At 45.9% G+C, this 14170-nt stretch carries 14 protein-coding genes and 2 pseudogenes; 12 read left to right on the top strand and 4 right to left on the bottom strand.

From position 1 onward, the window contains the following. Positions 1-297 precede the first annotated feature (297 nt). From RM347_RS31500 to RM347_RS31455, 10 genes and pseudogenes are all read left to right on the top strand, one after another. Positions 298-1071: a ChaB family protein gene (locus RM347_RS31500; protein WP_322721362.1), complete on the top strand. Its 774-nt coding sequence runs from the start codon at positions 298-300 to the stop codon at positions 1069-1071. A gap of 99 nt (positions 1072-1170) precedes the next feature. Continuing rightward, the gene (locus RM347_RS31495) at positions 1171-2001 is read left to right on the top strand and encodes a YfdX family protein (protein ID WP_322721363.1); all 831 of its coding nucleotides are present in this window, start codon (positions 1171-1173) and stop codon (positions 1999-2001) included. Positions 2002-2163: 162 nt separating this feature from the next. Further along, complete coding sequence (locus tag RM347_RS31490) at positions 2164-3021, top strand: YfdX family protein (protein WP_322721364.1); 858 nt, start codon at positions 2164-2166, stop codon at positions 3019-3021. A gap of 177 nt (positions 3022-3198) precedes the next feature. Beyond that, positions 3199-4179, top strand: coding sequence for a YfdX family protein (locus tag RM347_RS31485; protein WP_416211936.1), 981 nt, complete (start codon positions 3199-3201; stop codon positions 4177-4179). A 109-nt stretch (positions 4180-4288) separates the two neighbouring features. Next, on the top strand, positions 4289-5296 hold the full coding sequence (locus RM347_RS31480) for a J domain-containing protein (protein WP_322721366.1): 1008 nt from the start codon (positions 4289-4291) through the stop codon (positions 5294-5296). Beyond that, on the top strand, positions 5293-5592 hold the full coding sequence (locus RM347_RS31475) for a chaperone modulator CbpM (protein ID WP_322721367.1): 300 nt from the start codon (positions 5293-5295) through the stop codon (positions 5590-5592). Before RM347_RS31480 ends, RM347_RS31475 begins: the two co-directional genes overlap by 4 nt. A gap of 62 nt (positions 5593-5654) precedes the next feature. Then, positions 5655-8276: an ATP-dependent chaperone ClpB gene (gene clpB / locus RM347_RS31470; protein ID WP_322721369.1), complete on the top strand. Its 2622-nt coding sequence runs from the start codon at positions 5655-5657 to the stop codon at positions 8274-8276. A 105-nt stretch (positions 8277-8381) separates the two neighbouring features. Next, on the top strand, positions 8382-8942 hold the full coding sequence (locus RM347_RS31465) for an HdeD family acid-resistance protein (protein WP_041566162.1): 561 nt from the start codon (positions 8382-8384) through the stop codon (positions 8940-8942). A 186-nt stretch (positions 8943-9128) separates the two neighbouring features. Continuing rightward, a complete protein-coding gene (locus RM347_RS31460; RefSeq protein WP_322721370.1) occupies positions 9129-9683 on the top strand; it encodes a hypothetical protein in 555 nt (184 codons plus the stop codon). 135 nt (positions 9684-9818) lie between these two features. Further along, positions 9819-10130: pseudogene (locus RM347_RS31455) on the top strand (DUF4277 domain-containing protein); the annotation flags it as partial. A gap of 32 nt (positions 10131-10162) precedes the next feature. Here the strand turns inward: RM347_RS31455 and RM347_RS31450 are convergent. The 4 genes and pseudogenes from RM347_RS31450 to RM347_RS31435 form a co-directional block, all read right to left on the bottom strand. Beyond that, positions 10163-10677 (bottom strand): annotated as a pseudogene (locus RM347_RS31450) (transposase); the annotation flags it as partial. Between the two features lie 8 nt (positions 10678-10685). Beyond that, positions 10686-11474, bottom strand: a complete 789-nt coding sequence (locus RM347_RS31445) for a peroxiredoxin-like family protein (protein ID WP_322721371.1) — start codon at positions 11472-11474, stop codon at positions 10686-10688. A 32-nt stretch (positions 11475-11506) separates the two neighbouring features. Continuing rightward, entirely contained in the window at positions 11507-12697 is a 1191-nt protein-coding gene (locus RM347_RS31440; protein ID WP_322721372.1) for a hypothetical protein, read from the bottom strand. Positions 12698-12930: 233 nt separating this feature from the next. Then, positions 12931-13230, bottom strand: a complete 300-nt coding sequence (locus tag RM347_RS31435; protein ID WP_322721373.1) for a hypothetical protein — start codon at positions 13228-13230, stop codon at positions 12931-12933. On the opposite strand from RM347_RS31435, the gene RM347_RS31430 reads away from it, so the two are divergent. After that, positions 13229-13426 carry a hypothetical protein gene (locus tag RM347_RS31430; protein ID WP_322721374.1) on the top strand — a complete coding sequence of 66 codons (198 nt, stop codon included), beginning with the start codon at positions 13229-13231 and terminating at the stop codon, positions 13424-13426. The genes RM347_RS31435 and RM347_RS31430 overlap by 2 nt on opposite strands. Positions 13427-13497: 71 nt before the next feature. Further along, positions 13498-14170 (top strand): DUF3854 domain-containing protein (locus RM347_RS31425; protein WP_428850647.1); only part of this gene is annotated, 673 nt, incomplete at its 3' end.

The following is a 14170-nucleotide window of genomic DNA, read 5'->3' as shown; positions in this document are numbered from 1 at the left end:
TCCGCAGGCGACTGTAAACCCGTTAGCGCAGTGTTAGCGAGTCTTCTCCCCTTGGGAGACGCTACGCGAACGAGCGTCAAGGGGGTTCCCCCCGTTGTAGCAAATGGCGTGGGGAGACGTGGTGAGCAGTCCGTTGCGGAGGGAACCTCCGTTAAAGGAACTGCGTTAGCGAGCCTGGGAGCGTCACCCTCTGGGTGATGCAGTGAAATTATCAAATACTCTCTTTCTGTCCCTGTGTCCTTAAATCTGCGCCACATTTCGTGATGTTATCTAGTTTTTTAATTTGGAGTAATTTTTATGACTTCTACATCTGAAAAAACCGCCCTCAAAAGTGTCTCTGCTATCTTCAAAGACGAGAAGAAGATGCAAGAAGTGGTTGAGCGTCTAATCGATCGCGGTATTCCCAAAGATAACATTTCGATTATTGGTCGCGACTTCCACGCCGAAACTCGCATCTCCGGATTTGTGACTAAAGAAGATGTGATCTTGGATGGACTCGCCACCGGAGCGATTTTCGGATCGCTGTTTGGTTCTCTGTTGGCTTTACTTACGGGTGTGGGTGTGTTGTTCATTCCCTTTTTGGGAACCGTAGTAGCAGCAGGCCCTTTGGGAGCAGCATTATTAGGAGCGGCAGGCGGTGCTTTATATGGTTCCTTGGGAGCAGGCATTGGAGCTGCCTTAATCGCAATGGGTATGCCGGAGGACAAAGCTGCTATTTACGAAACACGCCTGAAAGCAGGTGAGTTTTTACTGGTCGCGGAAGTTCCACAAGAACAAGCAGACGAAGTTGTCTCACTGTTAGAAAGTGCGGGTGCGGAAGAAGTCGCTATCACTGACATGAAGATTCCCCGTCAACCAAAAGGTGAACTGGCAGATAATGAGCATATTTCACCAGAAATTAGAGCAAATCTGTCGGACGACGCGCAAAAAACTTTTGTTGATACCTACAATCGGTCGTTCAGAGAAGCCAATGGAAAAGATAATGCCTTGACGAAGGCTTGGGATCGGGTCAAACAGGTGTTTGATCGCGACGAAAAAGGCACTTATTCCAGGTCTAAAGTCAGATCGTAAATTTCCAGAGTTGCGATCGCCTACGGTGGGGCGTAGCCCATCGCGACGAAAAAGGCACTTATTCCAGTCACAAAACAACTTAACTAACCGAAACAGATTATGAACTCTCAAACATTGAATCAGCCCGATACTCGTCTTCAGCAGGAAATTGATAAGGAGACACAAAAGGCAACAGATGAGGCTGAAAGATGCCTAGATCGAGAAGCGGTTTCCGCCATCGAAGAAACTCGAAATGCAATTAATGCCATTGAGGAGGAAAATACTCAAGAAGCGATCGCTGCTTTAGAACGAGCAACTGGAAAACTTGACATTTTGGTGGCAAGATACCCTGAACTGGGCTTGGTTCCCGTCATGACTCAGGTATCCATAATCGATGTTGCCCCTCTGGATCTTCATGTGATTGAACGAATTCGCACTCAACTTAAGAATGCTTTCAATAACGAAGATTTTCCGACTGCTCGTCAACTTTTGAACAACCTGATGAGCGAGATTCGGACATCAATCGTCAATCTGCCACTAGAAACGTATCCTGATGCTATGAGAGAGGCAGCCCGGTTGTTGAGGGAAGGAAAAACCGATGAAGCCAGAACACTTTTGCAAGTTGCTCTCTCAACCCTAGTGCTAACAGAGCAATCTCGACCAATTCCGCTGCTCAATGCTTACACCCTCTTAGTAGATGCAGTCGATCTAGCAGAGAGCGATCCAGAGCAAACGCTGAGGTTGTTGAAAGACGCTCGCACTCAACTTAAGTTGGCTCAAGAACTGGGCTACGCCAGAAGTAATCCTGAGTATGCAGAACTTGAGCAGGCAATCAAAAATCTGGAGCGGCAAGTTAAGGCAAGTGAGAAAACCACAGACGCATTTGCCAAGCTTCAGGAAAGATTCTCTAGTTTCTTCAATCAGGTATCCGCAGCCATCAATCCAGCTTAATGAAGGCAGAAGGCAGGAGGCAGAAGGCAGGAGGCAGAAGGCAGGAGGCAGGAGGCAGGAGTTAGTTATTCTTACCCTTTCCCCGTCTCTAGTCTCCCTCATCTCCCTTGTCCCATACTTCAATCGAGGCGCAAAACAAGTTAACAAATCAGGAGAATAATTATGAACGCCCAAACATCGAATCCACAAGATAATCGCGATCGGCAAGAAGATGCTCGTAATCAGCAAGAGATTGACAACGAGAGACAAAAGGCAACAGATGAAGCTCAAAGATGCATAGATCAAGAAGCAGTTTCCGCGCTCAAAGAAACTCGAAATGCAATTAATGCCATTGACCAGGGAAATACTCAAGAAGCACTTCAAGCTTTAGAACGAGCAACGGGAAAACTTGAAATTCTAGTAGCACGATACCCTGAACTGGGTTTGGTTCCTGTGTCAGCTCAAGTAAATATAATCGATCTTGCCCCTGACGATTCTAATGAGATTGAGCGAATTCGTAATTACATTAAGAGTACTGTGAATGAGGACGATTTTCGTACTGCTCGTCAACTGTTGAACAGCCTGGTGAGTGAGATTCGCACAACAATCTTTAATCTGCCACTAGAGACATATCCTGATGCCATGAAGGAAGCAGCCCGGTTGTTGAACGAAGGTAGAACCGATGAAGCCAAAACGGTGCTGCAACTTGCCCTCTCAACCCTAGTGGTGACAGAAGTTGCTCGACCCCTACCGCTGCTTAGAGCCGATATTGACATAATGAGTGCAGTTGCTATAGCAGACAGCGATCGCGAAAGAACGCTGAGGTTGCTGGAAGATGCTCGCAACCAACTCAGGTTGACTCAACAACTGGGCTATGCCAAAGGCGATCCTGAGTATGCAGAACTTGAGCAGGCAATCCACGATATTGAGCGGCAAGTTAGGGCAAACGAGAGAACCGCAGACCCATTGAGTCGGCTTCTGGAAAAATTCTCTAGTTTCTTCAAACGTATATCTGGAACCGCCCCCGCCCAACCAGCTTGATGAAGGCAGAAGGTGAGAAGAGGATAGGGGGATAGGGAGCAGAGGAGATAGGGAGAATCAAGGGTAATTTTAGTCTTTTCTCCTGCGCTCCTCCGCCCCCCTGCCCCTCTGCTCCCCTGCTCCTCCGCCCCCTACCTTCTTCAATCCAGGTGCAAAACAAGTTTATAAACCAGGAGAATGATCGTGAACCGATATCACAGATTCTTTAGAAGGCTGCAAGTCCTGTTCGTGGGTATTCTTTTTTCCTCGCTTTTATTCATCGCTCCCGTTCATGCAGTTAGCTCTGCTGCGGTATCTCCTGAAAGATTGAATCAGCTTGATACTAGTCTTCAGCAGGAGATTGAAAAGGAGAGACAACAGGCAACAGCTGAGGCTGAAAGTAAACTGGATCGAGAAGCGATCGCCGCAATTGAAGAAACTAAAAAAGCGATCGCTGCCATTGAGCGGGGAAAGACTCAAGAAGCAATTGCTGCCCTAGAACGAGCAACTGGAAAAATTGACATTCTAGTAGCACGATACCCTGAACTAGCTCTGATTCCGGTAGCGGCTCAGGTAGCGATCATCGATTTTGCCCCTGAGGATTTTAATTTGATTGACCGAATTCGCAAACAAGTTAAGGCTGTTGCAATTGCAGAAGATTTTCCGGCGGCTCGCGAACTGTTGAACAACCTGATAAGCGAGATTCGCACAGCAATCGTCAATCTGCCATTAGAGAGATATCCAGATGCAACGAAGCAGGCAGCTCGGTTGTTGAACGAAGGCAAAATTGATGAAGCCAAAGGCGTGCTGCAACTTGCGCTCTCAACTTTAGTGGTGACAGAACAAGCTCGACCCCTGCCGCTAGTCAAAGCCCATACCGATCTAGTGACTGCGGTTACTTTAGCAGAGAAGGATCGCGATACAGCACAGAGGTTGCTAGAAGATGCTCGTGCCCAACTCAAGTTAGCTCAAGAACTAGGATATGCCAGAGGCGATCGCGAGTATGCAGCATTTGACAAAGCAATTAGAAATCTAGAGCGGCAAGTTAAGGCACGTGAGAACACAACAGGTGCATTTGCCAAGCTTCAGGAACAATTCTCTAGTTTCTTCAACCGCGTATCCGAAGTCGTTAAACCAGATGATTCCTCGAAAAGGGCAGAAGCCAGTAGACGCGATTAATCGCGTCTGTACAAGAATTAGAAGTAGAGACGCGATGAATCGCGTCTGTATAAGAGTGAGGAATTTTATCTCCCCCTGCCCCCCATCCCGTTAATCTCAAGAGGTGCTGATGGTTGCAGCAACCGATTTCAAAGATTATTACCAAATTCTCGGTGTCAGTAAGAACGCCACTCCGGAGGATATCAAAAAAGCCTACCGGAAATTGGCACGGAAATATCACCCGGACTTAAATCCTAACGATAAGCAAGCGGAAGCGCGGTTCAAAGAAATTAACGAAGCTAATGAAGTGCTGTCCGACCCAGAAAAACGCCAGAAGTATGACCAGTATGGTCAGTACTGGCAACAGGCTGCGGCGGGTGCACCTCCACCCAGAGGGGCGGGTACACAAGGTTATGACTTTAGCCAGTATGGCAACTTTAATGATTTCATTGATGAATTGCTGGGAGGGTTAGGTCGCAGTGGCAGTCGTACAAGGCAGCGCACAGCTAATTATCGCACTACAAGAAGACCAGAAGGATTCCGGGAATACGCCGACTTTGGCTATGGAGAAGACCCCTTCGGCCGCTTCACTGATGTTCCCGCACAGGATACAGAAGCGGCGATCGCCCTCACTTTTTCTGAAGCATTTCATGGTACACAGAAGCAGCTACAAATTGATGGAGAAACTATCACTGTTCGCATTCCGCCGGGAGTAAAATCGGGAAGCCGCATTCGAGTCAAAGGCAAAGGACAGATGAGTCCTTTTAGTCAGCAACGCGGCGATTTGTATCTGACAATTGAATTATTGCCTCATCCTTTCTTCAAATTTGAGGGCGACAATCTTGCTTGTAAAGTACCCATTAGCCCAGAAGAAGCAGTGCTTGGCGCACAAATAGATGTTCCTACGCCCGATGGCAAGGTAACGATGGCAATTCCGGCCGGTGTGGATTCCGGCCAAGCACTGCGGCTACGTGGCAAGGGCTGGCGCGATCCAAAAGGCAATCGTACCGCTTTGATTGTGCGGATAAAAATTGTGACACCCAAAGATTTGAGTCCCCAAGAAAGAGAGTGCTATGAAAAATTGCGACAAGTTAGCAGTTTTAATCCCCGTCAAGGCTTAGAAGAGGTGCGATTATGATTTCTAACCTGAGTTTGTCTAGTGTGGTGTGGTCAGAAACAGGCGATCGCCTTTATAGTTTCGAACAAGTCGCTTACCTCACCCAAACCTCGGTTTTATTACTAGAACGATTTGCCCGCCTGGGACTAATTGAACCTGTAGGAATCATGCTGCGCCGACAGGATATGTTTCGCGTTGTGCAGATTCAAAGGTTGCACCGCGATCTGAACTTGAATTGGGTCGGAGCAGCAATGGTGCTAGATATGGTAACTGAAATTGCCCAACTCAAGGCACAACTACGTGCCTACCGTGCTTAATTACAAATTCGTAATTAAGAGCGTTAACAAAATAATTTATTTCTCAGCTAAGGGGCACGATTATGCAACCAACCAATCCCGAGCAATTTACTGAAAAAGCCTGGGAAGCTCTTGTTCGTACTCCCGAAATTGCCAAGCAGTTTCAGCATCAGCAGATTGAGAGCGAACATTTGATGCTAGCGCTACTGGAACAGGAAGGACTCGCCAGTTCTATTTTCAACAAAGCCGGGGTAAATGTTCAAAAACTACACGAGCGCACTATCGACTTCATCAACCGTCAGCCCAAAGTATCGGGGGCTAGCAGTGGTTCGGTATACATCGGACACAGTTTAGAGACGCTGCTTGATCGCGCCGAACAATACCGCAAAGAGTTTGGTGATGAATATATTTCTATTGAACATTTAATACTTGCCTTTGCCAAAGACGATCGCTTTGGTAAAAAGTTGTTTCAAGAATTTGGACTGGATGAAAAAAAACTCCGCAACATCATTCAACAGATTCGAGGGAGTCAAAAAGTGACAGATCAAAACCCGGAAGTTAAATATGAAGCGCTAGAAAAATACGGACGCGATTTAACCCAATTGGCACGTGAGGGCATACTCGACCCAGTGATTGGACGAGATGAAGAAATTCGTCGCACGATTCAAATCCTTTCTCGTCGGACTAAAAATAACCCCGTGCTGATTGGTGAACCCGGTGTCGGTAAAACGGCAATTGTAGAAGGATTAGCGCAGCGCATTATCAGTGGTGATGTCCCGGAATCATTGCGCGATCGCAAACTAATAGCTTTAGACATGGGTGCGTTAATTGCCGGAGCCAAATACCGGGGAGAATTTGAAGAACGCCTGAAAGCTGTCTTAAAAGAAATCCAAGAAGCACAGGGACAAATCGTCTTGTTCATTGACGAAATTCACACTGTAGTTGGTGCGGGTGCAACGCAAGGATCGATGGATGCTAGCAACTTGCTCAAGCCGATGCTTGCTCGCGGCGAATTGCGCTGTATTGGTGCCACCACGCTAGATGAATACCGCAAATACATTGAAAAAGATGCGGCTTTGGAACGTCGTTTTCAGCAGGTGTATGTCGATCAGCCCAGTGTGGAAGATACCATTTCAATTCTGCGCGGTTTGAAAGAGCGTTACGAGTTACATCACGGCGTGAAGATTTCTGATAGTGCGTTAGTTGCGGCAGCTACTCTGTCTGCGAGATATATTAGCGATCGCTTCCTACCCGACAAAGCTATTGATTTGGTCGATGAAGCTGCGGCTAAACTAAAAATGGAAATTACTTCTAAACCAGAAGAATTAGACGAAATCGATCGCAAAATTCTGCAACTGGAAATGGAGCGGCTGTCACTGCAAAAAGAAACAGACAGTGCTTCCAGAGAGCGTTTAGAACGCATAGAGAGAGAACTTGCACAGTTAAAAGAACGGCAAGTTGCTCTCAATGCTCAATGGCAAGCAGAGAAGCAAATTATCGATCGCATTCGCCAAATTAGACAAGAGATTGAGCGTGTCAATGTAGAAATTCAGCAAGCCGAACGCGATTACGACCTCAACCGGGCAGCAGAACTGAAATACAGCAAACTCACTGAGCTGCAACGACAACTAGAAGAAGCCGAAGCGCGACTAGCTCAAATCCAGACTAGCGGTAAATCTCTGTTGCGCGAAGAAGTCACCGAAGCTGACATTGCCGAAATTATCTCCAAGTGGACGGGTATTCCGGTGAGCAGACTGGTTGAATCGGAAATGCAAAAACTCTTGCATCTGGAAGAAGAGCTACATAAACGTGTGATTGGTCAGGACGAAGCTGTAAGAGCTGTTGCTGATGCAATTCAACGTTCCCGTGCTGGGTTGGCAGACCCGAATCGTCCCATTGCTAGCTTTATTTTCTTAGGCCCGACTGGGGTGGGAAAAACAGAACTGGCAAAAGCTTTAGCGCAATATCTGTTTGATACCGAAGATGCACTGGTGCGGATCGATATGTCCGAATACATGGAGAAACACGCTGTTGCCCGTCTCATTGGTGCGCCTCCAGGTTACGTGGGCTATGAAGAAGGCGGACAACTCACCGAAGCGATTCGCCGCCGACCTTATTCTGTAATTCTGTTTGACGAAATTGAGAAAGCTCATCCTGATGTATTCAACGTCCTGCTGCAAATCCTGGATGATGGTCGCCTAACTGATTCTCAGGGACGCACAGTAGATTTTAAAAATACGATCGCGATTATGACCAGCAATATTGGTTCAATATACATTTTGGATGTGGCAGGAGACGATAGCAAGTACGAACAAATGCGCGATCGCGTCATGGAAGCAGTGCGAGAAAGTTTCCGCCCCGAATTTCTCAACCGCATTGATGAAATCATTATCTTCCACAGCTTGCGGAAGGACGAGTTGCGCGAAATTGTCAAACTACAAGTGCAGCATTTAGAGGAGCGACTGCGCGAGCGTAAACTCTCGCTCAAAATCTCCGACGAGGCTCTCAATTGGATTGTTCAGGTCGGTTATGACCCAGTTTACGGTGCTCGTCCCCTGAAGCGGGCGATTCAGCGAGAACTAGAAACTCCGATTGCTAAAGCGATTCTACGCGGCGAGTTCCACGAAGGCGACACAATCTACGTCCATGTGGAACACGAACGACTGGTGTTGAAGCGCTTATCACCTGAACTGGTCAATGCTTAGAGGGGGCAGAGGAGCGCAAGGGAGAGATAACTCTTGGAAAGACTTGGGTTAATCGCGTCTCTCTTTCAAAATTTAACAACATATCAAAACATTTTTGGAAAAGCTATGACTTCTGAAGATTTTAGAGAAACCAGAACAAATTCAGCATTGCCAATTGTCTTAGGTGTTTTGATGATTCTGCTGGGAATTGCAGCGATCGCAGAACCATTTATTGCCACTATTGCCATCACAATCGTATTCTCCTGGACTTTAATTATTGCTGGCATCGTCCGAATTGTTCATGCATTTCAATCACGTCACAAACGAGGCTTCTGGACAACACTAGTAGTTGGTATTCTATACGTAATTGGTGGGATTTTGTTGATTAGCAACATCTTTGGTGCTGCACTCTCTCTCACCTTAGCTTTTGGATTTATCATTTTTATTGAGGGTGTATTGGAGGTGATCGCAGCATTTGAAATGCGTCGAGATCCAAACTGGGGTTGGGTACTATTTAGCGGGATTATGGCTATTATTCTAGGGATTTTTATTCTGTATCAATGGCCTGTCAGCGCAGTTTGGGTATTGGGAGTATTTGTAGGGATTAATTTTTTGTTGACGGGTGTTTGGATGATCATGCTTTCATTAGCTTCTCGTAGTCTTCCTGACCATAGGGCAAGAGTTTAAAGCAGTTATCAGTTATCAAAGTTTGAGTTGGGGTCTAAATCTCCAACTCAAACGTAGCACGCAATAGTGGTGAGGAACTTTGACTCCCAACTGAAAAACAGTTTACTGTTAACTATTTACTAATTTGTTGAAATAACTTTCGGTTTTATTGGTGAGCTAGTGCTGCCTCACTGAAATAAGGATAATATGATTACAACAGATAACAAGCACGCTGTTGGAGTATTTACTAACCGTAAAGCAGCGGAGCAATCAGTTAATGAATTGAAAGCCTCAAGCTTTCCAATGGAAAAAGTTGCGATTTTTGCAAAATTTGCAGATCGCATAAATCCTATTGGCGAAGTATCAGTCAGTTCGCGTATCAACAATCAAAGTGTAGATACAACTGGAGCAGTTGGTGACGCTTTAACTACAAGTTTTTGGGGAAGCGTATTAGTTGGTCTTAGCAGTTTGGTACTTCCTGGCGGTATTGGAGTAATAATTGCAGTCGGTTCGGTTGGAACAGCATTCATTATCAGTGTAGCGGGTGTTGCAGTTAGTACTATAGCCACAAATCATTTAGTAAAGGTGCTAGCTAGTTTAGGTATTCCTGAAGACCGAGCTAGACGTTATTGCGATTGCATCCAGTGCTGTGAATATTTACTAGTACTAAAAGGCAAAGATGAGGAGATTCAAAATGCTGAAGTCATTTTGAAGAAGCATGATATTAACTATTGGGGTATCTATGAGCTACCACAGGTTTAAATAAGCCTTCTTCATTGTCCTGATGACATCTATACTAAGATATAGATATGGAAGAAATTATACAACCCAGATTCCGCAGGTGCGCTCGTAAATGCTGTATTTTTGAAAATGACCTAAATGCTGCATTTTAGAAGCATGACAGCATCACCATTAGATATCAGGGTACAGGATATTGACCACTGCGGCATAGTCGCAGGCATCTGTGATGAGATGAATCTAGTAGAACAAATTAATCGGCTATTGGGAACTCACACTCAAGAAATTATCAGTGCAGGTCAAGTTGTAAAAGCAATGATTTTAAACGGATTAGGGTTCGTGAGTGCGCCATTATATTTGTTTGAAAAGTTTTTTGTTGGGAAAGCTACAGAGCATCTTTTAGGAGAAGGGGTACGTCCAGAACACTTAAACGATGACTGTTTGGGTCGAGTATTGGACAAATTATATGAGAGGCTGTTTGGAAAGTTTTGAGGAGTAAAATTTTATGCCAATCGCCTCACCATGATCCGGATCATGGCAAGGTAGATAAACGTCTCTGATGTTTCGGGCAATAACTCATAGTCTCTGACCAACCGCCGACACCCCATGAGCCAACCAAAAGTGCGCTCAACCACCCAACGTTTTTTGAGCAAGACAAAGCCCTTGGTCTGCTCCGGGCGCAACACCACCTGCACAATCCAACGGCAAAAATTCATCACCCACTGCATAAACGGCTCACCGTCAAAGCCACCATCACTCCCATTGGATAGTCAAGCCAGATACCTGCTCCTGAGAGTGTTTCACGCGTTTAAGTACTTGTTTTCCCCCTTCTCGCTCACCCACATTGGCCGCCGTGACCAAGACCCGCAAGACTAACCCGCCCGGTATTGACCGTCATAAATCGCTTCCGTCCCTTGATTTTTTTTCCTGCATCAAAGCCGATCAATTGACTCACCATCGCTGCACTCTTGACGCTTTGACTATCGATGATCGCTTCGGATGGACTTCTATGGCGCTCCTACTCAATTACAAAAAAGATAAGGGATTGCTCATATTTTCAGCAAAACCAAGAATCCCGCGATCGCGATGTTCGTAAATTAACTGACCTTGGGAATCAAATAGAAAAGTACCTCCCCGTTGTGTCAAATAAGATGAATCTGGTACATAAATATTCCAGTTTCTCAAAACTTCAGTCATGTTTCGCAGGCGCAGGGTTGCTAATTCAAATGGGCGCTGAAAACCTTTTCCTCCAGCCGCTTTGAAAAACGAACCTTTTATTGGTGGTAAAGGTGTGCTCTTGATAACTTCCTCATCAGCAATTAATTGAGGTGCTTTTTTATCACCTTTGTAACCCCGAAAAACTTCCTTGAGAGTTCCAGGGCTACGAATTCCTGCACACATTAAGATTAAATTAAGCCAAGCTTTTTGTGAACTTGATAGCAAAGGAAATTGTATAGATAGGCCGCGATAAAGCCGTAAAAGCTCGTGAATTTCAGCCTTTGCATCCACAAATAACCATTCTTGAGGAAAGCCAGTATATTCGCAAAACTTGATCCCAGAATTGCGATCTCCAATTCCAATAGCACGAATTGTGATTCCTCTGGCTTCAATCTCTTCTTTTTCTTTGAGCAGCCACCAAGCATATTCTAAGTTATCAAAATCTCCCAACTGCGACCAAATAAGCACGAGCAACTTTGAAGTATTAGAGCAACCATCTAAAACGGGTTTAATCTCTGCATCACTAACCCGCAGGCGTTGAGTTTGACTCAAAATTGAGTAAATATCTGGAGAATTGGTGGGTGTTTCAGTATTCATGTACGTGAAGGCAACAGTCTTTAAATAAAATTTTAGACGGATTGGGACAGCAACCCTGACATATCTAATACTCGTCCTGACCAAATATTACATTGTTCTGACATTTGTCCCCGTTTACTATCATCAGACCAAATACTATCAAAAGTTAATCTCCATCGTGCCAGTTGAACTTGAATTTTAACCAGTTCTTCAGCATATTCAGGTTCAATTTCTGCTGCCGTCCATTCAATAAAACATATAGTTTCATCTGTCACACTTTCAACAGCTTCTTTATAAGCGCTGTTACAAAATGTCAAATAAGCACGGTTAAGCTTCCCCAGCGACTCCAAAAACTTCTGCACCGACTCCTCCAATGCAACCGAATACACTCGACTGATGCGATCGCTAATCTCCCGAACCTGCTGACATTCGGTAGGCAGGTAATTGTAAGATTTGAGGTGCTGCAAAGCAACGGTGTACTCCCCATCCCAGGTTTTGACAGTGCAACTAAAATCATTCACTCTTGCGACTATCCCCCAGCAGCCACCCTTACCTCTGAGTTCTGGGTTGTCTTTTGCAAGGATTTGGCAGACTTCGCCAATCTGGTAGGTATTGGGTACTTGGGTTCGCTCCATGATGCGCTGCACAACATCTTTCACGATTCTACCAGTCGGCACTTTACCACCAGCAAGTTCTACTGCCTGTTGCCATACTTCTTGCTGTTGTTGGGGTTCGAGCTTGGTCATTGATCGGACTTGGCGCTCACTGGTAGGCAGAATTTGTGATCCATTGGTTATCACATTCTCATTTGCCACATTTTGACAACCAATGGTTGTCAAATTTTTGTAAACACCAGCTGCGGCAATCAAATAATTTGATTGTTGCCGACTATGCCCAAAGCGATCACGGCAATAATCTTCAAATGTTTTATGCGTGGAGCGATAAAGCCGTCTGCCCCTCAATTCCGTCAGTGCTTTCCCTGCCTCAAAAAATGCCCGCTCCACTTTCCTCTCCAAGTGCAGGCGTTCGCCCTTGGCGTTGGCGTTCGCGTAGCGTGTCGCAGACAAGCCATCGCTTTGCTCCTCTTGGGTCAACTCTGTTACTTCAACAGCAATAACTGTAATTGTTGCTGAACCTGGGTCTACTTGCTGGGAGATATCCTCGTTTACAGAGCTAGCTGCTGAAGTTGAATCGGTAGATGTGGGAGAAGTGGCTTTTTTGCGTCTAGAAGGTGGACTATTCATATTTCCACGTCTTCTAGTTCAACAATATTTTTTTACGATCAATTGCAACGTATATTTTGGGCGTGGTTGGAAACTCCGATTCCTTCTCTAATAAAACAGAGGGGAGAGCAAGAAGATTGATGGTCTGAGAGTCAATCATCTTTGCTCTAATCACGGTTGCACCCCAAACTCCTGGAGTTGATGAAAAAGCAATTCGTAACTCCTTAGATAGTGCGGAACTGAAGCCTTCAAGATTAGCTACAATCCTTGCAGAGCATGGTTTTCATCCTGCGGAACTCCGATAATGGAAAACCAACGGTATCCCCGATATTGCGATCGCTATGAACAAGCAAACGAACTCTACCAACACTGCTTGAAACTGGAGTGGCAACGCGAATTAATTTGACCTTCCGACCACACACAGGAGACGGGAGATAACGCTGTAGCTGGCTGTTAAGGATTTCATAGCCAGCACAAGCTCTCACAAAAAGTTGAATCGGCGGCATGGGTGCAATGCCGCTCCATTTTTCTGCGTCTATTTCTGGAGGAAACATGACTACAATTAGTTCAGAAAACCAGCATTTAACTGAATGGCTCAACAGTGGAGTTGACGAAGAAATCTATCATCTGAATGTGCGTTCCCTTCCAGGGTTGCCGCAGGCATCGCTCTACGGCACAACACCTTACGAATATCTGCTCTACAGTCCCAAAATCTCCCGCCGCAACGATGGACGCGCGATCGCGATTTAAAAAAATACCAGCACATTGAACTAGGCGGCTGGTGGTGCAATGGCGTTGACCCCCTCAACAACTACGTGCTGATGATGTGGGGCTGCTTCAAACCCGACCAACCCAGACGCGACCGCCAGAAAATCCACAAGTTCATCAAGTACGAACACCCATACAGAGAAGAGACACGCGCTTTCTTTCTGTTAGTCCCGAATCGCATTTGGGTGAAAGTTTCCCTACGTTGCGGTATTCCCATCACAGAAGAAGACTTACAGCAACCGGGTGGGTTCTGGCACTGGGTTTGGCGACACAATGTACCAGTGACAATTGTCGAAGGTGTCAAGAAAGCAGGGGCGTTACTGACTGCTGGTTATGCAGCGATCGCAATTCCGGGAGTAAACGCTGGCTATCGCACACCCACTGATGAATATGGTACTGCCACTTGTGTTGAGCGGAGTCGAAACATCGGTAAAGCATACCTGATTCCAGACCTCAAACACTTTGCTACACAGGGGAGACTTGTCAACATCTGCTTTGACCAGGACAATAAACCTGAGACAGTCCAGCGAGTTAGAACCGCCATCAGTCGCATGGGACGGCTGCTGGTAAATGAGGGCTGTTCGCTGCGGGTAATTGATTTACCATTAGGGGCAGAGAAAGGAGTTGATGATTTTATCAAGAAAGGCAGAGGGCAGGAGGCAGGAGGCAGAAGGGAATGCTGCAACAGTCCTCTGGCTGTGACCGAACCGAACTTGGGTCTAAAAC

The sequence above is a fragment of the Nostoc sp. ChiQUE02 genome, from assembly GCF_034531305.2.
Classification (GTDB): domain Bacteria; phylum Cyanobacteriota; class Cyanobacteriia; order Cyanobacteriales; family Nostocaceae; genus Nostoc.
Note: the sequence above shows the minus strand (reverse complement) of the source record. Positions and strands in the feature narration are given on the sequence as shown.

Bases quoted from the DNA above. Each gene is read 5' to 3' on its own strand.
- clpB (WP_322721369.1), top strand. From the start codon at position 5,655: ATGCAACCAACCAATCCCGAGCAATTTACTGAAAAAGCCTGGGAAGCT.
- RM347_RS31480 (WP_322721366.1), top strand. From the start codon at position 4,289: ATGGTTGCAGCAACCGATTTCAAAGATTATTACCAAATTCTCGGTGTC.
- RM347_RS31440 (WP_322721372.1), bottom strand. From the start codon at position 12,697: ATGAATAGTCCACCTTCTAGACGCAAAAAAGCCACTTCTCCCACATCT.
- RM347_RS31485 (WP_416211936.1), top strand. From the start codon at position 3,199: ATGATCGTGAACCGATATCACAGATTCTTTAGAAGGCTGCAAGTCCTG.
- RM347_RS31490 (WP_322721364.1), top strand. From the start codon at position 2,164: ATGAACGCCCAAACATCGAATCCACAAGATAATCGCGATCGGCAAGAA.
- RM347_RS31460 (WP_322721370.1), top strand. From the start codon at position 9,129: ATGATTACAACAGATAACAAGCACGCTGTTGGAGTATTTACTAACCGT.
- RM347_RS31500 (WP_322721362.1), top strand. From the start codon at position 298: ATGACTTCTACATCTGAAAAAACCGCCCTCAAAAGTGTCTCTGCTATC.
- RM347_RS31435 (WP_322721373.1), bottom strand. From the start codon at position 13,230: ATGTTTCCTCCAGAAATAGACGCAGAAAAATGGAGCGGCATTGCACCC.
- RM347_RS31445 (WP_322721371.1), bottom strand. From the start codon at position 11,474: ATGAATACTGAAACACCCACCAATTCTCCAGATATTTACTCAATTTTG.
- RM347_RS31495 (WP_322721363.1), top strand. From the start codon at position 1,171: ATGAACTCTCAAACATTGAATCAGCCCGATACTCGTCTTCAGCAGGAA.
- RM347_RS31475 (WP_322721367.1), top strand. From the start codon at position 5,293: ATGATTTCTAACCTGAGTTTGTCTAGTGTGGTGTGGTCAGAAACAGGC.
- RM347_RS31465 (WP_041566162.1), top strand. From the start codon at position 8,382: ATGACTTCTGAAGATTTTAGAGAAACCAGAACAAATTCAGCATTGCCA.
- RM347_RS31430 (WP_322721374.1), top strand. From the start codon at position 13,229: ATGACTACAATTAGTTCAGAAAACCAGCATTTAACTGAATGGCTCAAC.